The 19,286-nt window shown below is 65.4% G+C and carries 17 protein-coding genes; 6 read left to right on the top strand and 11 right to left on the bottom strand.

What is annotated here, in order from left to right:
• Positions 1-60 precede the first annotated feature (60 nt).
• Positions 61-726, bottom strand: coding sequence for a PilZ domain-containing protein (locus FSZ31_RS04640; RefSeq protein WP_161595946.1), 666 nt, complete (start codon positions 724-726; stop codon positions 61-63).
• 317 nt (positions 727-1,043) lie between these two features.
• Complete coding sequence (locus FSZ31_RS04635; RefSeq protein WP_147121848.1) at positions 1,044-2,645, bottom strand: carboxyl transferase domain-containing protein; 1,602 nt, start codon at positions 2,643-2,645, stop codon at positions 1,044-1,046.
• A 168-nt stretch (positions 2,646-2,813) separates the two neighbouring features.
• Here FSZ31_RS04635 and FSZ31_RS04630 point away from each other — a divergent pair, with 168 nt between their 5' ends.
• Positions 2,814-4,904, top strand: a complete 2,091-nt coding sequence (locus FSZ31_RS04630; RefSeq protein ID WP_147121847.1) for a M13 family metallopeptidase — start codon at positions 2,814-2,816, stop codon at positions 4,902-4,904.
• Positions 4,905-4,908: 4 nt separating this feature from the next.
• On the opposite strand, the gene FSZ31_RS04625 is transcribed toward FSZ31_RS04630, so the two are convergent.
• The 4 genes from FSZ31_RS04625 to FSZ31_RS04610 all read right to left on the bottom strand — a co-directional run bounded on the left by FSZ31_RS04625 (position 4,909) and on the right by FSZ31_RS04610 (position 8,419).
• Positions 4,909-6,111, bottom strand: a complete 1,203-nt coding sequence (locus FSZ31_RS04625) for an MFS transporter (RefSeq protein ID WP_147121846.1) — start codon at positions 6,109-6,111, stop codon at positions 4,909-4,911.
• Between the two features lie 151 nt (positions 6,112-6,262).
• Positions 6,263-7,147: a polyamine aminopropyltransferase gene (locus FSZ31_RS04620; protein WP_147121845.1), complete on the bottom strand. Its 885-nt coding sequence runs from the start codon at positions 7,145-7,147 to the stop codon at positions 6,263-6,265.
• A gap of 73 nt (positions 7,148-7,220) precedes the next feature.
• Positions 7,221-7,508 (bottom strand): hypothetical protein, encoded by a 288-nt coding sequence (locus FSZ31_RS04615; RefSeq protein WP_147121844.1) that lies wholly within the window; start codon positions 7,506-7,508, stop codon positions 7,221-7,223.
• Positions 7,509-7,552: 44 nt separating this feature from the next.
• The gene (locus tag FSZ31_RS04610) at positions 7,553-8,419 is read right to left on the bottom strand and encodes a c-type cytochrome (RefSeq protein ID WP_161595945.1); all 867 of its coding nucleotides are present in this window, start codon (positions 8,417-8,419) and stop codon (positions 7,553-7,555) included.
• A gap of 232 nt (positions 8,420-8,651) precedes the next feature.
• Between FSZ31_RS04610 and FSZ31_RS04605 the strand changes: the two genes are divergently transcribed.
• Both FSZ31_RS04605 and FSZ31_RS04600 read left to right on the top strand, forming a co-directional pair.
• Positions 8,652-9,284: a DUF1326 domain-containing protein gene (locus FSZ31_RS04605; protein WP_147121842.1), complete on the top strand. Its 633-nt coding sequence runs from the start codon at positions 8,652-8,654 to the stop codon at positions 9,282-9,284.
• The gene (locus tag FSZ31_RS04600) at positions 9,284-10,078 is read left to right on the top strand and encodes a DUF2182 domain-containing protein (RefSeq protein WP_147121841.1); all 795 of its coding nucleotides are present in this window, start codon (positions 9,284-9,286) and stop codon (positions 10,076-10,078) included. The genes FSZ31_RS04605 and FSZ31_RS04600 overlap by 1 nt, the downstream gene beginning before the upstream one ends.
• Here the strand turns inward: FSZ31_RS04600 and FSZ31_RS04595 are convergent.
• The gene (locus FSZ31_RS04595) at positions 10,075-11,229 is read right to left on the bottom strand and encodes an isovaleryl-CoA dehydrogenase (RefSeq protein ID WP_147121840.1); all 1,155 of its coding nucleotides are present in this window, start codon (positions 11,227-11,229) and stop codon (positions 10,075-10,077) included. The two genes, FSZ31_RS04600 and FSZ31_RS04595, sit on opposite strands and share 4 nt — an antisense overlap.
• A 227-nt stretch (positions 11,230-11,456) precedes the next feature.
• On the opposite strand from FSZ31_RS04595, the gene FSZ31_RS04590 reads away from it, so the two are divergent.
• Positions 11,457-12,647 (top strand): thiolase family protein, encoded by a 1,191-nt coding sequence (locus FSZ31_RS04590; RefSeq protein ID WP_147121839.1) that lies wholly within the window; start codon positions 11,457-11,459, stop codon positions 12,645-12,647.
• A gap of 273 nt (positions 12,648-12,920) precedes the next feature.
• Positions 12,921-13,346, top strand: a complete 426-nt coding sequence (locus tag FSZ31_RS04585; RefSeq protein ID WP_147121838.1) for a hypothetical protein — start codon at positions 12,921-12,923, stop codon at positions 13,344-13,346.
• A 51-nt stretch (positions 13,347-13,397) separates the two neighbouring features.
• On the opposite strand, the gene FSZ31_RS04580 is transcribed toward FSZ31_RS04585, so the two are convergent.
• Entirely contained in the window at positions 13,398-13,895 is a 498-nt protein-coding gene (locus FSZ31_RS04580) for an SH3 domain-containing protein (protein WP_147121837.1), read from the bottom strand.
• A 167-nt stretch (positions 13,896-14,062) separates the two neighbouring features.
• Between FSZ31_RS04580 and FSZ31_RS04575 the strand changes: the two genes are divergently transcribed.
• Positions 14,063-15,340 carry an ammonium transporter gene (locus FSZ31_RS04575; RefSeq protein WP_147121836.1) on the top strand — a complete coding sequence of 426 codons (1,278 nt, stop codon included), beginning with the start codon at positions 14,063-14,065 and terminating at the stop codon, positions 15,338-15,340.
• Between the two features lie 343 nt (positions 15,341-15,683).
• On the opposite strand, the gene FSZ31_RS04570 is transcribed toward FSZ31_RS04575, so the two are convergent.
• The 3 genes from FSZ31_RS04570 to FSZ31_RS04560 form a co-directional block, all read right to left on the bottom strand.
• The gene (locus tag FSZ31_RS04570) at positions 15,684-17,087 is read right to left on the bottom strand and encodes an NAD(P)H-dependent flavin oxidoreductase (protein ID WP_147121835.1); all 1,404 of its coding nucleotides are present in this window, start codon (positions 17,085-17,087) and stop codon (positions 15,684-15,686) included.
• Between the two features lie 100 nt (positions 17,088-17,187).
• Positions 17,188-18,342, bottom strand: a complete 1,155-nt coding sequence (locus FSZ31_RS04565) for a glycosyltransferase family 4 protein (protein WP_147121834.1) — start codon at positions 18,340-18,342, stop codon at positions 17,188-17,190.
• 8 nt (positions 18,343-18,350) lie between these two features.
• Entirely contained in the window at positions 18,351-19,277 is a 927-nt protein-coding gene (locus tag FSZ31_RS04560) for an alpha/beta fold hydrolase (RefSeq protein ID WP_147121833.1), read from the bottom strand.
• Positions 19,278-19,286: the final 9 nt, after the last annotated feature.

Genomic DNA, 19,286 nt, shown 5'->3' with positions numbered 1-19,286 from the left:
ACCGAATGTGAAAAGAGCGGCCATCGCCGCCCCTCTCTCGCTATCGACGGGCGCGCAAACCTACGCTGCGGAAGCGGTTTCGTCGCGGTTTGCGTCGGGCCGGCGCGAGCGCCGGGCGTTGAGCCATGTGCACAGTTCGTCGAACGACATCGGACAGTCGAACTGGACGCCGATGCGGCGACCGTCGGTCCAGCGGATCCATGCGCCCTTGGTCGGCAGTCCGTCGAACTGGACGGTGACGTGGTCGCCGCTCAATCCGACCGGGCCGGTTTCGAGCTTGGCACCGCCGAGCGAAATATCGAGCACCCGAACCAGCTTCGATTCCATCGCGCAGACGAGCCTAGCCACGGTTTCGAAATGGATCCGCGGCGAGCGGCGCGGAGGATCCTCTTTGGTCGGATGGAGCAAACGTTCGAGGTCGATCGGCTGGACAAAGCGAAAGCCTGCCTCGCCTTCGCGCGCCCAGACGAGTTTCGAAGCGATGCGTTGGCCATTGGGAAATTCGACGAGTGCCTCTTCATCGACGTGCAGGTCGCTGTAGATATTGGCCTTCATGCCTTCGGCCGAGATATCGCGGAGCAGGCAGAGCATTTCGCCACTGTGGTCGGTCAGCTTGGCGGTGAAGCGCACCGCGTGATGACGCTCCTGCCCCCGTCGCTCGCGCGTGGCTCCCGATCGGCCGGCTGCAGCAGGCTTTGCGACGTCGTCGGGACAGGTTTGCGCCATGATCGTGTCTTTCTGGCTTTCGCCGGATACGTAACCCCACTCATGTTTGATCCTGAAAGGTAACGGCACGCGATGCCCTTGCCCGTCGCCCCAAGTTCGCGTCATGTTGTTAACGAAGCGTTATCGTTCCAGAATCGTAACAGAAGAAAGCAAGGCAAGGTCCGTCGGCTTGCGACTGTATTAAATCAAGAACATGCCGACGATAAATAAAAACGGCAGGCGTTTTTTATTTATGCGGCAGGTTTTATATGCGAATTATTCGCCGCTTTTACGAAATTGGTGCGTTGCCGATTAATTCGACTCACGATTTTCGAAAATCACATCCTGAACACGCCGAACTGCGCGCGCTCGGGGATGGGGGCGTTGAGCGTCGCGGCGAAGGCGAGCCCTAGCACGTCGCGGGTCTGCGCCGGGTCGATGACGCCGTCGTCCCACAGACGCGCGGTGGCGTGGTAGGGGTTGCCTTCGTCTTCGTATTTCTGGCGGACGGGGGCCTTGAAGGCTTCGGTCTCTTCGGGCGTCCAGCTATTGGCGTCGCGGTGGACGGTGGCGAGCACACTGGCCGCCTGTTCGCCGCCCATCACGCTGATCCGCGCATTGGGCCAGGTGAACAGGAACCTGGGATCGTAGGCGCGGCCGCACATGCCGTAATTGCCCGCGCCGAAGCTGCCGCCGATCAGCACGGTGACCTTGGGCACGCTGGCGGTCGCGACCGCGGTGACGAGCTTGGCGCCGTGCTTGGCGATCCCCTCTGCCTCATACTTGCCGCCGACCATGAAGCCCGAGATGTTCTGGAGGAAGAGCAGCGGAATGCGGCGCTGACAGGCGAGTTCGATGAAGTGCGCGCCCTTGACCGCGGATTCGCTGAACAGCACGCCGTTGTTGGCGAGGATCGCGACGGGCATGCCCCAGATATGCGCAAAACCGCAGACGAGCGTCGGGCCGTAGAGCGCCTTGAATTCGTGAAACTCGCTGCCGTCGACGATGCGCGCGATGACTTCGTGAACGTCATAGGGTGCGCGGACGTCGTCGGGGATGATGCTGTAGAGTTCCTCGGCGTCGAACTTCGGCGGGCGCGGATCGCGCATCGCGATGTCGGGGGCGCGGTCGTCGGGCAGGCTCGAGACGATGTCGCGGACGATGGTCAGCGCGTGCTCGTCATTCTCGGCCAGGTGATCGACGACGCCCGAGGTCTTGGCGTGGAGCGCGCCGCCGCCGAGATCCTCGGCGCTGATTTCCTCGCCTGTCGCGGCCTTCACGAGCGGCGGGCCGGCGAGGAAGATCGTCCCCTGTTCCTTCACGATGACGCTCTCGTCGGACATTGCCGGGACATAGGCGCCACCCGCGGTACAGCTGCCCATGACGCAGGCGATTTGCGCGATGCCCTGGGCCGACATGTTCGCCTGGTTGAAGAAGATGCGGCCGAAATGGTCGCGGTCGGGGAAGACCTCGGCCTGGTGCGGCAGGTTGGCGCCGCCGCTGTCGACGAGATAGACACACGGCAGCCGGTTGGCCTGAGCAATCTCCTGCGCGCGCAGGTGCTTCTTGACCGTCATGGGGTAATAGGTGCCGCCTTTGACGGTGGCGTCGTTGCAGACGATCATCGTCGTGCGGCCAGAGACGCGGCCGATGCCGGCGATCATCCCCGCGCCGGGGATTTCTCCGCCGTACATGTCGCAAGCGGCGAGCTGGCCGATCTCGAGGAACGGACTGCCCGGATCGAGCAGGCGCTCGACGCGCTCGCGCGGGAGCAGCTTGCCGCGCGCCGTGTGGCGCTCGCGTGATTTTTCGCTGCCGCCCCTGGCCGCTTCGGCGACGCGCGCCCACAGCTCGTCGTTGAGCGCGCGGTTGTGCGCGGCGTTGGCCTTGGCCTGGTCGCTGGCGAGATCGAGTTTGGTATCGAGAATGGGGGCGCTCACCGCTGTGTTTCTCCGCTAGGTTGCCCGCTGTGCCTAGCGGGCGCGGGCGCGCAAGCCAAGCCGTCAGGCCGATCGCGCATATCGTCGCAGAGAGACTTGAATGATCGGCGGCGTTCGTGCGTTATGGCGGTTCACTTCCCTGCCCGAGTCTTTCCTGAAAGGTCCGCCATGTCCCGCCGCCTGCTCTCCGTCTTCCTCCTCTCCGCCACCGCGCTCGCCGGCCCGATCGGCTGCAAGCAGGTCGGCAGCGGCAACGAGGCCGCGGTCGAGACCAAGGCCGGCACCGCGATCGGCATCGACGTCGCGGCGATGGACAAGAGCGTCAAGCCCGGCGACGATTTCTACGCCTATGCCAACGGCAACTGGGACAAGACGGTCCAGATCCCCGCCGACCGGTCGAGCGTGGGCGCGTTCTACGAGGCGTTCCTGAGCACCGAGGCGCGCAACCGCGCGCTGATCGACACGATCGTCAAGTCGGACCCCAAGCCAGGCACCGACGAGGCGCGGATCGCAAACTTCTACAAGGCCTATGCCAATACCGATGCGATCGACGCGGCGGGGATGACGCCGGTCCAGGCCGATCTCGACCGGTTTGCGGCGATTACCGACACCAAGGGCCTCTCGCGCGTCATCGGCGAGCAGCTGCGCGCCGATGTCGATCCCTTGAACGCGACCGATTTCAACACCGAGAACCTGTTCGGCATCTTCGTCACCCAGGGGCTGGCGACGCCGGGCGTGACGCTGCCCTATATATTGCAGGGCGGCCTCGGCCTGCCCGAGCGCGAATATTACCTGTCGTCCGATCCCAAGATGGCGGCGATCCGGACCAAGTACAAAGCGTATATCGCGCAGCTGCTGACCGATGCCGGCATCGCCGACGCCAACGCCAAGGCGGCGCGCATCTATGCGCTCGAAATGAAGATCGCGCAGGCGCACCAGCCGCGCGAGGACAGCGAGGATTTCGCCAAGTCGGCGACGGTGTGGACCAGCGACGAGCTGAAGGCCAAGGCGCCGGGGATCGACTGGGACGCGCTGCTCGTCGCCGGGCGGATGGGGGTGCAGGACAAGTTCGCCGCCTATCACCCCAAGGCGATTGCCGCGCTGTCGGCGCTGGTCGCCTCGCAGCCGCTCGACGCATGGAAGGACTGGCTCGTCTTCCACCAGATCAACAGCCATGCCGACGTCCTGCCGACCAAGCTCGACCGCGACCATTTCGCGTTTTACGGCACGACATTGTCAGGCACGCCCGAACAGCGCGAGCGGTCGAAACGCGCGCTCGACGCGGTCAACGCCTATCTCGGCGATGCGGTCGGCAAGGCCTATGTCGAGAAATATTTCCCCGCATCGGCCAAGGCCGAAGTCGAATCGATGGTCGGCAACATCAAGGACGCGTTCGCCACGCGGGTGAAGGCGATCGACTGGCTGGCGCCAGCGACCAAGGCCGAGGCGCTCAAGAAGGTCGAGACGATCCGCGTCAGCGTCGGTTACCCCGACACCTGGCGCGACTATAGCAAGATCGAGATCGTTCCCGGCAACGCCTATGCCGACGAGATCGCCGCCGAAAAGGGCGAGTACGCGCACCAGCTCGGCAAGATCGGCGGCAAGATCGACAAGGGCGAATGGTGGATGACGCCGCAGACGGTCAACGCGGTCAACCTGCCCGTCCAGAACGCGCTCAATTTCCCCGCCGCGATCCTCCAGCCGCCGTTCTTCGATGCCAAGGCCGATCCCGCCTATAATTACGGCGCGATCGGCGCGGTCATCGGTCACGAGATCAGCCACAGCTTTGACAACAACGGCGCATTGTTCGATTCGACCGGCGCGCTGCGCAACTGGTGGACCAAGGAAGACCTCGCCCATTTCGAGGAACAGGGCGCCGCGCTCGCCAAGCAGTACGACCAGTACAAGCCGTTCGCCGACCTTGCGGTCAACGGCAAGCTCACGCTCGGCGAGAATATCGCCGACGTCGCCGGGCTGCAGGCGTCCTATGATGCCTATCGCGCGTCATTGGGCGGCAAGGAGGCGCCGGTGATCGACGGCTTTACTGGCGACCAGCGTTTCTTCATCGCCTATGCCCAGAACTGGGCGACCAAGACGCGCGAGGAAGCGCTGCGCGCGCGCATCGCCACCGACGGCCATGCGCCCGGCCAGTACCGCGCGCTGACCGTCCGCAACCTCGATGCCTGGTACAAGGCGTTCGACGTCAAGCCGACCGATAAACTCTACCTCGCCCCCGACAAGCGCGTGCGGGTATGGTGAACGGCTAGGCCGGGTCGGCCTTTCGCCAGCCGCGTCCGGATGACCCGCGCAAGGCCAGCAGCATGACACCCGCAAGGGCGGCGAACACCGCGCCCGCGACGAAGGTCATGCCCGAACCGAAGCGGTCCCAGATCACGCCCGCGACTACGCTGGCGACGAGCAGCGAAACGCCGGTAACGAGGCTGAACACGCCGAACGCCGAGCCGCGCAGCCGTGCCGGTGCGGTATCGGCAACGAGCTTGGCCAACAGCCCCTGGGTCAGCGCCATGTGGACGCCCCACAAAGCGATGCCGGCAAAGACCCCGACGAGGCCGACCGAGCGCGCCAGGACGACGTCGGCGGCGATCAGGCAGCCGACGCCGGCGAGCAACAGGCTGCGCGCGGTCAGGCGGTCCGACAGGACGCCCGCGGGATAGGCGCCGAGCGCATAGACGAGGTTCATCGCGACGAGGACCATCGGGGCGAGCCACAGCGGCAGGCCTTCGCCTGTCGCCTTGAGGATCAGGAACGCCTCGCTGAAGCGCGCCAGCGTGAACACGCCGCCGACCGCGACGACGCCCCAATAGGCGCTGCCGAGCTGTTTGAGATCGGCAAGGCGGATCGGTGCTTTTGCCGTCCCCTGCGCGGCGGCCGGTTCCCGGACCCAGAAGACGACGCACAGCACCGCGAGGACCGCGGGGATGACCGCCACCCAGAACACCGCGCGCATGTCGTTGGCGAACGCGACCATCAGGCCGATGGCGAGGATCGGACCGACGAACGCACCGACGGTGTCCAACGACTGGCGCAGGCCAAAGGCCCTGCCGCGCAACGCGGCGGGGGTGACGTCGGCGATCAGCGCGTCGCGCGGCGCACCGCGCAGCCCCTTGCCGATCCGGTCGGCAAAGCGCGCGCCGAGCACGGGGAACAGTCCGGCAGCGAGCGGAAAGAGCGGCTTCGACGCCGCCGCCAGTCCATAGCCGAGCAGGATGAGCGGCTTTCGCTTGCCGAACCGGTCGGACAGATAGCCCGAAAAGACCTTCACGATGCTCGAGGTTGCCTCGGCGATGCCGTCGATCACGCCGACCACAGTAACGCTCAGCCCGAGCGTCGCGGTCATGAATAAAGGCAGGAGCGCGTGGATGATCTCGGACGACGTGTCCATCAGGAGGCTGACCATCCCGAGCGCGATCACGGTGGGCGGCACTTTGAGGCGACGATCGGTCATCGCGCATATAACCAAGTCGCAGGGTCGAACGAAAGACCAATGCGCGCTTGGCTGGGCCTGTCGAAGGTCCCGATCGAACGGCGCGATGCGTGCGCACCTGTCCTTCGATACGCCATTTCGTTACGCGGCTGAGCCGCTACTCATTGGCTACTCAGGACGATTGGGTTAGGGTTGGTGCCGCGTCCGCCTTGCTGCGCAAGTCTTCGGGGACGTCGCTTCCCTCGAGCCAGCGGCCGAGCATCCATTGCCGCGTCGCGGCGCGGGTGCGCTGGGCGTAGTCGGGCGTGTCGAGCCCGATCAGCGGCAGGTCGAAATCGGCGGCGGTCTGCGCCAGGCCGGCGTCATCGAGGGAGCGACCCTGGCGCACCGCGTGGCGCGCGAGTTCGAGCTCCTGCCCCCAGAAATAGACCATGTCGGCGCGAACATTGGCCTGCATGTCGTGGACTTCCTCGGCCCGCTCCCAGCTGACCAGGTCGAGCCAGACATCGGGCATCAACAGGTCGACCGGGCGGTCGGGCTTCCATTCGAGCGCGTCGCCGTGGACGATGTGGACCTTTTCCCCGACATTGCCGGGCAATCGTTCGAACAATCGCAGTCGCTGGTGCATCTCGACCACCTCATCGTCGAGCTCGACGACGGTGACTCGCTCGACCTCGGGGCGCAGCGCGCTCATCGCTGCCGACCAGCCCATGCCGAGGCCGAACACCGCGACATGGCCGCGCGCGAAATCGATCCCGATCTGCTGGCTTTCGAATTCGAACGGCGTCAGCGACATCCAGGTCCGCGTCCGCCGCTGCAGGAGGACGAGCCCGTACATCGCCTGCAATCCGCTCCAGTAACCGGGCATCGCCATGAACGGTACGTGGCGCAGGCTCCACGCGCCCGCGTCGAGCGGCACGTAATAATCGCGCAGCGGATCGGGTGGAGTGACCGGCAGCGCCGAAATGTCGATACCGGCAAGCGCGACCCCGAGGTCATCTCCCTGGCGCAGATCGGCAAACGGGTTGGTGATATTCGGGTCCAGGTCGCTCGTCATGGTGTGCCCCAAAGCAAACTCGATTGCGACAGGAGGTACCGCAGACAATGCGGATTGCAAACCCGGTTGTTGATCAGCCATCTGCGGTCGATTTCGTGGACGCCCCCGGCACGTCCTTGACAACAAGATAGCGCCAGACGCCGACGCAGTTGATGATCAGCAGGGCGACGTTCTGCCAGCCGATGCCTTCACTGTCGTCCTGCCAGAAGCCCCAGGCGATCAGCGCCGCCGAGCTGGTGACGAAGACGACGAACGCCCAGCCGGTCCAACGCCGCCCGAGGTTGAGCGAGACGATAAGCGCGGCGAGCGTCGCGGCAGCAGCGCCGTAATATTGCAGGACATCGAGCAGCAGCTGGCTCATCGCCTCCGCCTAGCGGGAAGCGCTGCGATTGCAAGTACTTGGCGCTATTGCGGGAGGTCGGCGCGCGCCTTCACATAGGCGATAACGGCGGATCGCTCACGCGGTGTGAGGTAGGAGAAATGATCCTTGCCGACCACTGCCATCAGGCCAAGCTTGCTGCCCGGACGCCCTTCCCCCGTGGTCAGCAGGCGGGTGAGCTGCTCCGCGCTATAGGTCGAGGCAATGGTAAGGTCGGGGGTGAAATCCTTGATCCCCGTGAGATCGCCGCCATGGCATTCGGCGCAGGTATTGCGCGCAACGTAGCGACCGAACGCATGGCGTTCGCCAAGATCGACCGGCTCGGACGCTTTGTAGTCGGCCACGGACTTGGCGGCGGTTTTCAACACTCCCGCCGCGATCATTCCCTTCGCCGCGTCGCTCAGCACCGGGGCGGGGGTCGCCTTACCCGACGGCTTGATCGTCCGCAGGTGCGCGATCAGCGCGGTCATGTCGGCCGCGCTGAGGCGCTGGAACGTCTCCGACGGCATCACCCACAGGTCGCCGCGCGTCGGATGCACGCCGGTGCGCAGCAGGCGTTCGAGCTGCTCGTCGGACATATCGGGGAGAATGCGGGTCAGGTTCGAGGCATAGATGCCGTCGAACGGCGGCTCGAAATCGCCGAAGTTGGCCCCTTCGAGCGTTGGCGTGTGGCAGCCGCGACAGCCGAGCACGTGGCTGAGCCGTTCGCCGTGCGCCTGGATCGCGGCACGATTGTCCGACGTAGCGCCGTCGAAGGCGAACTCGGTCGCCGCCGGTTGCGATTGCGCCGCATCACCGGGCTGGTCACTGGCAGACGACCCGCATCCCGCAAGGCACGCCGCCACGCCCGCAATCGCCACTTTCACCGCTGCTGCCAGATAAGAATTGCGCATCGTCATGCCCTCCCCTTTTCCCGCTCGGCAAAGCCGTAATCCTAATCTGGATCCGTGTCACTGCGATTTCGCCAAGTGCGCGTTGCCAAGTCCTCGTCCCGCCATGTCCCAATTGTACGGATTTCGCTGCAAATATAGAAAAACATACAATAAAGCAGGTGGGCGACGGAGAAGGTTGGCCAAAGTGACGTCGCAAGCAAATTATGCTATGTCATTCGCAGGAGGGCGTGGCATGACCTACTGGACACTCAAGGGACGTGAACTGGCCAACTGCAATTGCGACTATGGCTGCAATTGCCAGTTCGGCGGACTGCCCGACAAGGGCAATTGCCAAGCGGTCGTCGGCCTCGCGATCGACGAGGGAGAATACGGCGAGACCGACATATCGGGCCTCAACATCGGCGCGGTGTTCAAATGGCCCGGACCGATCCATGAAGGCCACGGCGAATGCGTCGCCTTTGTCGACGAGCGCGCCGACGAGGCCCAGCGCGGTGCGCTACTGACGATCATGACCGGCGGCGACACCGATCCGATGGCGACGATGTTCGCGGTCTTCGCATCGACGATCGAGACGATGCACGAACCGATTTTCGCGCCGATCGCATTCGACGTCGATGTCGAGGGGCGGACCGCCAGGATGCACATCCCCGGCCATATCGACATGACCGGCGAACCGATCAGGAGCCCGGTCGACGGCAGCGAGGTGCGCGCGCGGATCCACCTGCCCGACGGTTTCGAATATGAATATGCCGATATCGGATCGGCTTCGAGCACGTCGCGCGATCCGATGCCGATGGAGCTGTCGTCGAGCTATGGCCAGTTCGCCAACCTCCACCTCGACAGCCACGGTGTCGTCCGCGCCTGATGGGCCGGATCGCCGAGGCGGCGCTCGCCCGCCATCGCGCAATCACTATGGCGGCGCTGGCGCTGCTGGTGATCATCGCCTGGGCCTGGATTGCGCTCGGCGCGGGCATGGGCATGCCGATCCATGCGGCGCTCGCACTTTTTCCGCATAATCCAACGACGATGCCCGCGATAGGCAGCATGGCGGGCAGCACGCCGGGGTTCGCGCTGACCTTTTCGATGTGGTGGGTGATGATGATCGCAATGATGCTGCCGTCGGCGGCGCCAACCGTGCTGCTCTACGCCCGCGCCAGCCATCGCCGCACCGGCGATCCTGAACCGCCGACCGCCATCTTCGTGCTCGGCTACCTGATCGTCTGGGGAGGCTTTTCGGCGCTGGCCGCGCTCGGGCAGTCATGGCTGCAGGCGCACGCGCTGATGGGCGCGATGACGATGCAGTCGGCCAGCCGCTGGCTATCGGCGATCGTCCTGCTGGCGGCGGGAGCCTTTCAGCTCAGCCCGCTCAAGGACGCCTGCCTCGCCAGCTGTCGCAACCCCGCCGCGTTCATCAGCCGCCATTACCGCCCCGGGGCGGCGGGCGCGATCAGGCTCGGCCTGATCCATGGCGGCTATTGCCTCGGCTGCTGCTGGCTGCTGATGGGAATCCTGTTCGTCGGCGGGACGATGAACCTTGCGTGGATCGCGCTGCTGACGCTGTTCGTCGCGGCCGAGAAGATGTTGCCGCACGGCCGCCGCATCGCGATCGCCAGCGGAATCGGCCTGATCGGCTGGGGCGTCGCGACGCTGCTGGTCTAGGCGCCGATGATCTCGCGCCCGATCAGCATGCGGCGGATCTCGTTGGTGCCAGCCCCGATGTCGAGCAGCTTGGCGTCGCGGAAATAGCGTTCGACCGGCCAGTCCTTGGTATAGCCCGCGCCGCCGAGCGCCTGGATCGCCTCGCCCGCGACCTTCACCGCGTTTTCGGATGCGAGCAGGATCGCGGCGGCGGCATCGAAGCGCGTTGTGCGACCCGCGTCGCAAGATTTGGCGACCGCATAGACATAGGCCCGGGCGGAGTTGAGCGCGAGGTACATGTCGGCGACCTTGGCCTGCATCAGCTGGAACGATCCGATCGGCTTGCCGAACTGCTTGCGCTCGCGAACATAGGGCACGACGACGTCGAGGCACGCCTGCATGATGCCCAATTGGATGCCGCTTAGGACAGTGCGCTCGTAATCGAGGCCCGACATGAGCACGCCGACACCGCCATTCTCGGGGCCCATGATATTGGCTTCGGGGACTTCGCAGTCGGTGAAGACGAGTTCGGCGGTCGGGCTGCCGCGCATGCCCATCTTGTCGATTTTCTGCCCGATGGCAAAACCCGGCATGTCCTTTTCGATGAGGAAAGTCGTGATGCCGCGCGATCCCTCACCGGTCTTGGCATAGACGACAAGCGTATCGGCATAGGCGGCGTTGGTGATCCAGAACTTGGTGCCGTTGAGGACGTAGCCCGTATCGGTTTTCTGCGCCTTCAATTTCATCGAGACGACGTCGCTGCCTGCCCCCGCTTCGGACATGGCGAGGCTGCCGACATGCTCGCCCGAGATCAGCTTGGGGAGGTATTTGGCCTTTTGCTCTTCATTGGCCCAGCGCGCGATCTGGTTGACGCACAGGTTCGAATGGGCGCCGTAGCTGAGACCGATCGAGGCCGATGCGCGGCTGACCTCCTCGCACGCGATGACGTGTTCGAGATAGCCGAGACCGAGGCCGCCATCGGCTTCGGCGACAGTGATGCCGTGCAGGCCGAGTTCGCCCATCTGCGGCCACAGCTCGGTCGGGAACCAGTCGTCGGCGTCGATCTTCGCGGCGAGCGGTTCGATCTTGTCCTGCGCGAAACGGCGCGTGGTATCGCGGATCGCATCGGGCATCTCGCCGAGCGCGAAGTCGAAGGTGGCAAGGTCGGTCATCGGGTCGCTTTCATCTATCGTCGGTTGGCCGCCTCGCTAGCAGCAAAGACGCCGTTTGAAAAAGGGGGGGCGAGACATTAGATGCCTCTGCGACCCCAAACCCACCCGTTGGTGCTGAGTAGGGGCTGAGCGAAGCCGAAGACCCGTATCGAACCATCCTTCGATACGCGATTTCGACAGGCTCAATGGCTACTCAGGACAAACGGAATTGAGAAAGCATATCCCCTATGACCGATTCCCGCGCCACCGATCCCGTTGTCATCCTGTCGTACGCGCGCACCCCGATGGGCTCGATGCAGGGCGTGCTCGCCGATGCCAGCGCGACCGATCTCGGCGCGACCGCGGTCAAGGCGGCGGTCGAGCGCGCCGGCGTGACCGGCGCCGACATCGACCGGATCTACATGGGCTGCGTCCTGCCCGCCGGCCTCGGACAGGCGCCTGCACGCCAGGCGGCGATCAAGGCCGGCCTGCCCAAGTCGGTCCAGGCGACGACGGTCAACAAGGTCTGCGGTTCGGGCATGCAGACGGTCATCATGGGCGCCGAGGCACTCGCCGCGGGATCGGTCGACATGGTCGTTGCCGGCGGGATGGAATCGATGACCAACGCGCCGTATTTGCTCAAGAAGCACCGTTCGGGCGCGCGCATCGGCCACGACACCGCCTATGATCACATGTTCCTCGATGGGCTCGAGGATGCCTATGAGGAAGGCCGCGCGATGGGCAGCTTTGCCCAGTGCACCGCCGACGAATACCAGCTGACGCGCAAGGACATGGACGATTACGCGCTCGAATCGCTCAATCGCGCCAAGTCGGCGATCGAGAGCGGCAAGTTCGACCGCGAGATTACCGCCGTCACGATGACGACGCGCAAGGGCGAGGTGACGGTCGATACCGACGAGGCGCCCGGTCGCGGCCAGCCCGACAAGATCCCGACGCTGCGCCCCGCCTTTGCCAAGGACGGCACGATCACCGCGGCAACGAGTTCGTCGATTTCCGATGGCGCCGCTGCGGTCGTGCTGACGCGCGAATCGAACTCCGGCGGCAAGGCCGTCGCGCGGATCGTCGCACACGCCGCGCACGCGCAGGAGCCGAGCGAATTCACCATCGCCCCGATCGGCGCGATCGAGAAATGCCTCAAGAATGCGGGCTGGAGCGTCGGCGACGTCGACCTGTGGGAAATCAACGAAGCGTTCGCCTGCGTCGCGATGTTCGCGATGAAGGACCTCGGCATCGCGCACGACAAGATCAACGTCAACGGCGGCGGCACCGCGCTGGGCCATCCGATCGGCGCATCGGGCACGCGGATCATCGCGACCTTGCTCGGCGCGCTCGAAAATCGCGGGCTCAAAAAGGGCATTGCCAGCCTGTGCATCGGCGGCGGCGAGGCGACGGCGGTGGCGGTCGAACTGATCGACTGAACATGGTGCCGATGATGGTCTGAGCAGGCTGCGCTTCTCGAATGCGCGAAGGTTTCGCAAGTTTCGTATCGCTGCCGTCAAGCTATTCGGCAACTTCGCCTGGCAAGACCCAAGAATGACACATGCGGCCCGGTGGCAACACCGGGTCGTTTTGTTATGACCAGCCGTCTATCGGCCGAGTCGAAATCACCCCGATTCTATGCGGAATTTGCGATTCGCCATGTGCGGCCAAGAAGTGATAGCATTGCCGCTCTCGAAACAGGGAGAGATGTGATGAACAAGTTTGTACTGATCGCCGGGATGACCGGCCTTGTTGCACTAGCCGGCTGTTCCAAAACCGAAGAGGCCCCGCCGGTCGACAACGGCGCTGCGACGATGAACGAGATGGCGCCCGCCAACGAGATGGCGCCCGCCGATACAGCGTCGGCCGAATCGCCGGTCGGATCCTATGATGTCAAAATGGCCGACGGCAAAATGGGCACGACGGTGATCAACGCCGACGGCAGCTATACCGACACCGGACCCGACGGAAAGGTCATCAAGGGCACCTTTACCCGCAAGGATGGCAAGGATTGCTTCGATCCCGAAGGCGACGCAGTCGAAGCCTGCTGGACGATCGCGCCGCCAGCGGCCGACGGCAGCTTCACCGCAACTTCGCCCGACGGCACCGTCGTGACGGTGTCACGCAAGGCGAGCTGACCGCGCGCGGTTAATCCTGGAACGAACCCGCCGCGATTGCGGGGGTTCGTTTCAGGGCGCCTCGCCGCCCCAGATCTCGTTCGAGCGGATATAGCCCCGCTTGCCCTTCACATCGAAATAGCACCAGCCGTTGGCGCAATCGCTCAACCGTCCGACGACACCTGGCTCGGCGCGCCAGGCAATCGGCGAGCTGTCGTTGGGATCCACGTGCATCGCGCGGATGCCGCCGACGACGTAACCGGTCCGCTGCGCCGACAGCAGCCGTGCCGCCATCCAGCCGATGGTCCCGTCGGGATCCTGGATCTTGCGCCACGTCTGATAGCGTTCGAGCACCTTGACCGGCAGATCTTCGCGCCGATATTCCCAGATTGCGGGCAGGTCGGGCGACGGCCCCTTGCGCATCCGCGCGACCGACTGGCTGATCGAGGCCCAATAGGGCACGTCCTGCGCGCTCTGCGCCGAAACCGGCGTCGGTAGCGCGGTCGAAACGAGGCCCGCACCGACGGCGAGGACGGCGAGCAGACCGGTCAGCAATGGGCGGTAACGCATCGGCGCAAATCCTTTCGCGAACACGTCGGTCGATACGGCATATCCTGTACGATATCTTTTGCAAATGCCCCGCCCGCTGGCAAGCCGCGCCCGCTGGCCAATCGTGCTTAGCCGTTTATAAAGGAGACGTGCGATAGGGCGGCGCGAGCGACTCTCAGGGGGATCAGATGGGCAGACTGGCACTATTGCGGACATTGGGAGCGGTCGCGGCGAGCGGCGCAGCGATCGCGCTGCCGACAATCGCTTCGGCGCAGGAGATCGGTACCGGGATCGTCTCGGACAGCGGCGACACCGGCTTCCTGATCGCCGCCGCGCTGATCGGCTTGCTCGCCGCCCTGCCCGGCTGGGCAATGCTCCAGGCGGGCCAGCAGCGCGCAATCCACGCGCCGCGCGCGGTCGGCCTGATGTTCGGCATCGTCGCGATCGTTTCGGCGCTGTGGCTCGCAATCGGCTACAGCCTCGCGTTCAACGGCGCGAGCCCGTGGCTCGGCTTCGGCCAGAATGCCTGGCTCGCCAATCTCGGCAATATTCGCGAGGGCACGACGGTGCCCGAATCGGCGTTCGCGCTGATCAACCTCGTCTTTGCACTGCTGCCACCGCTGATCATCGCTGGCGCGCTGGCCGAGCGCGTCCGGATGGGCTGGATGCTCGCCTTTGCCGGGCTGTGGTCGCTGATCGTCTATGCGCCGATCGCGCACTGGCTGTGGGGCAGCGGCTGGCTGGCCAGGAACGGAGCGCTCGATTTCGCCGGCGGGCTGACCATATTCCTCGCCGCGGGCGTTTCGGCGCTGGTCGCGGCGGTGATGCTCGGACGCCGGACTGGCTGGCCCGAGACCGCGCTGCCCGGCCATGGACCGACGGTCTCGCTCGCCGGGGCCGGGCTCAGCTGGATCGGCTGGATGGCGCTCGCCGGCGGGGCCGCGCTCGCCGCGACCGACGACGCCTCTTCGGCGATCATCAATCTGCACCTCGGCGCGTGCGGCGGCATCATCGCCTGGCTGGCGTGCAGCCGTCTGTTTGGCGGCGCCGCCGACCTTGCCGGATCGGGCCGCGGCGCGCTCGCCGGGATCGCCGCCAGCGCGGCGGCGTGCGGCTATGTCGCGCCCGGACCCGCTTTGCTGATCGGCCTCGCCGGTGCGGTGCTCGCCTGGCTCGCGGCGCGCTCGATCGAGCGCACCTTCCGTATCGACGACGTTACCGGCAGCTTTGCAATCGGGGCGATCGCCGGCGGGACCGGTGCGCTGTTGCTCGCAATATTCCAGTCACCCGCGCTCGGCGGGGTCGGCTATGGCGAAGGGCTCGACATGGGCGGCCAGCTATTCGCGCAGATCATCGCAATCGGCGCGGTCACCCTGTGGTCGATCATCGGCACGCTAATCGCCGGATACGGCATCGCTATGGTGCTGCCGATGCGGGTCAGCGCCGAAGAGGAAGCGGCGGGGTAAGTCGCACTTCCAACCATTTGGATTGAGACTGCTCAAGCCCAATGCGGCAAGGCCCTTCGATACGCGCCTTCGGCGCTACTCAGGACAAACGGGTGTTGGGGAAAAACGGCAGTAGCGGAATTATGAATTGCTCCGAAAGCATCCTCAAACCTTCGGACCAAGACAGGCACGCGCATGATTGCACCTCATAACCGCCACCCTGAACCGTTGGTCCTGAGTAGGTCCGCAGGGCCGTATCGAAGGATCCTGTTGGCGCACACTAAGCTACCCGCCCTTCGATACGCGCCTTCGGCGCACCCCAGGACAAACGGATGTGGGCGAATTCGCCGCAGGAGGTCCGTGTTCAGTCGCCCGTCTGGATACGCTCGACCAGTTGCTTGACCGTCGGCACGAAACCATTCGAATAGAACGGGTCGCGGCCGAATTCGAACGCGCTGTGCCCGGCGAACATCAGGTTCTCGTCGGTATCGCCGCCATGCGCGATGTCCTGCAATGTCTTCTGGATGCAGAAGCTGCGCGGGTCGGCGAGGCGGCCGGTCGAGTTGGTCTCGGTATCCTTCCAAGCCGAAAATCCGCAGTGCGACAGACAGCCCATGCAGTCGGCCTGGTCCTTGCGGATGACGTCGCGCTGCTGCGGCGTTTCGAACACGACGGTCGAATCGGGGGTCTTGAGCGCTTCGGTATAGCCCGCTTCGAACCAGCCGCGCGCCTTTTGATAGGCGGCCTCGGAGACCCAGTAATTGCGGCCCTTCATGACGAAATCGAGCTGGCGGACATGCTCGCCGGTCTCGATCTTGGTGAAATCGACCTGGCGTTCGGAGCGCGCCTCGAGACTGCGCAGGAAGGGGTTGCGCACCGCCGACGAATAAAAGCCCGTCGGGGAGAACTGGTGGAGCAGGATGTCGCCTTCGTCGAGCGCGGTCAGCTTGTCCTTCCAGCCCTGTGGAATCGGGCTTTCCTGCGTCAGCAGCGGGCGCGTGCCGAACTGGAAGGCGATGCTGCCGAGTTCGGGATTATCGATCCAGTCGTTCCAGTCGCGCAGGTACCAGACGCCGCCCGCCATGACGATCGGCACGTCGTCGGGAATGCCGCCGTCGCGCATGACGTCGCGCAGTTCCTTGACCCGCGGATAGGGATCCTGCGGCGCGCGCGGGTCCTCTGCGTTACTGAGGCCGTTATGGCCGCCGGCGAGCCAGGGGTCTTCGTAGACCACCGCGCCGAGCCATTCGGGCACCTTCGAATACGCGCGCTTCCACAGCGCGCGAAAGGCGCGGCCCGAGGAGATGATCGGCAGGTAATGGACGCCGTACGACGCAGCGATCTCGCTCAATTTGTAAGGCATGCCCGCGCCGCAGGTGACGCCCGCGACGAGGTCGCCGACCTGTTCGAGCGTGCCATGGAGGATGCGCTGTGCGCCGCCCATTTCCCACAGCACGTTGATGTTGATCGCACCCTTGCCGTCGGCGATCTCGTGCGCGCGGCGGACCTGGTCGACCGCGCCGGCGATCGCATATTCGACGAGTTCCTCATGCCGTTCGCGCCGCGTGGCGGCGTGATAGACCTGCGGGATGATCTTGCCGGTGGGATCGTAGCTGTCGGCGTTGACCGCGCTGACCGTGCCGATGCCGCCGGCCGCCGCCCAGGCGCCCGAACTGGCATGGTTGGTCGCGGAGACACCCTTGCCTCCCTCGATCAACGGCAGCACTTCGCGACCGTTATACAGTATCGGCTTCAGGCCCTTAAACACGGCAATCCTTTGCGGTTGTGTGGTCGGCGATGCGTCCCTGCCGCCGACATTTGTTGGGAAAAGCTAAGGCGAAGCGCGCGCGCCAAGTCAACGTTAGAATCTACGCGCGAAGGCCCGATCCGGTTGCATCGAGCCGCGCTTCATCACCCAGCAAACGCCCGTAGAGCGTCACATAGGCGGCAATCATGTCGCGCTCTTCGAAAAGTTCGTGCGCGCGTCGGCGGTTCGCCTCGCCGACCGAGCGACGCAGGGCGGCATCGGAGCAGAGACGCGTCAGCGCGTCGCGCAAGGCCGCCTCGTCGCGTGCGATGAAGGGCAGGTTTTCGGGCGCGATCATTGCCGCCACGTCGCCGACATCGAGGCTCGCCACCGGCAAGCCCGCCGCCATCGCCTCGATCACCGCGATCGGTGCCTGTTCGCTCAGCGACGACAGGCCGAGAATATCGAAATGGCCGATCCAGCGGTGCGGTTTCTCCATGAAGCCGGGCAGGACGAAACGGTCGCCCCAACCGCAGGCGGCGGCTTGCGCGGCAATCGCCGAACGCTCCGGCCCTTCGCCGACGATGACCAGCCGTGCCTGCGCGCGGAGCGCGGCGGCTGCCGCGACCAGTGACGGCAGGTTCTTGACCTTGCGCAGGCCCGCGACGGTGCCGATCACGACATCGCCTTCGGTCGTTGCGAGGCCGGGAATCGCCTCGGTCGGCGCGCCGGTATAGGCGGCGACGGCGATCCCGTTGCGGATCATCCGCGTCCGCGACGCCGCGCCCCATTCGCGCGCGGCAATGCGTTCCAGCGTCCGCGACGGCACGACGAGCGCACTCGCGGTTTTGAGCGCAAGGCGGCGGAAGGCGTTGCGCTTCCAGTTGCGGCGAACGCTTTCGTCCTCGTTGAAACCGTCTTCGTGGTGGACCAGCGGCGGCAGGCCGCGCGCGGAGCGAAACAGCCGGTGCGCCATGACGACGTCCATCGCGCCCCAGTTGTACGTCAGGACAAGGTCGAAACCGCGCATGTAATCGGCCAGCGCGCGATACCGCCTGAGGCCGGGCTTGCCCTGGAGCGAGGGGGCATCGGTCGGGAAATCGACCGCGATGGCAGGATCGATCGCATCACGCGCGCCAAGCTCGCCGGGCATCGCCGAGAGGATCGTGTGCTGAGCGGTGGCGCCGAACGCGTTCATCAGCCGGACGGCGCGCGCCTCCTTGCCGCCCAATGAAAAGGTGCTGTGCGCGTGGAGGATGCGAACCGGTGTGCGCATCGCACCCGTCAACCCGGCGCTCCGCCATCGGCGGCGGCAAGCATCGCGTCGATCGCCGCGGCGGCTTCGGGCTCCTCGAGGCTCGGGGCATGGCCGGCATCGGCGACGGTGACGAGCGTCGCGCGGTTCATGTGCGCAAGCATCTTCGCAGCGGTGTCGGCCGAGAGGATATCCGAATTGGCGCCGCGCACGATGGCGACGGGAATATCGGCGAGCGCGTCGAGCGCGGGCCACAGATCGACGCCGGTCTCATTGCCCGGGACCGCGAAGGGCTCGGCGATCTTGGCGTCGTAATCGGCCGCGATCCGGCCTTCGCGCGTCAGGCTGTAGGCACGTTTGACGAGCCGCAACCAGTCGGCGATGCCGTTGTCGGGAAAGCGGTCGCGGCCCGCCTGGTCGGCAAACACGCGCGCTGCATGGACCCAGGTACGATAGGTGCCGCCCTGGCCGACATAGCCGCGGATCCGCTCGAGCCCGCCGGGTGCAACCTCGGGCCCGACATCGTTGAGGACGATGCCCGCGATGCGGCCGGGCAGCATCGCGGCAAGGATCATGCTGACGATGCCGCCGAGCGAGGTGCCGACGCAGGCGAAGCGCTCGAAGCCCAGCTCGTCGGCGAGCGTGACGACGTCCTGCGCATAGGTCAGCGGGACGTAGCTCATCGGGTCGGGCGAATAGGCGCTGTCACCGCGCCCGCGCAGGTCGAGCGCGACGACGCGTCGCCCGCCCGCCGCGATCCGCGCGGCGACATCCTCGAAATCGCGCGCGTTGCGGGTGAGACCGGGGATGCAGATGACGGGCACGCTTCCGGCTTCGTCTCCAGCGGCACGATAATCGCGATAGTGCAGGCGCAGCCCGTCGTTCGACCAGTAATAGCCGTCGCTGTAGGCAGCATCGCCGATCGGCGGGTCGATATCGGTTGCGGGAGCGTCCATGACCTGACC

The sequence above is a fragment of the Flavisphingopyxis soli genome, assembly GCF_007995095.1.
Lineage (GTDB): Bacteria > Pseudomonadota > Alphaproteobacteria > Sphingomonadales > Sphingomonadaceae > Flavisphingopyxis > Flavisphingopyxis soli.
This window is presented reverse-complemented; position numbering and strand designations above follow the sequence as displayed.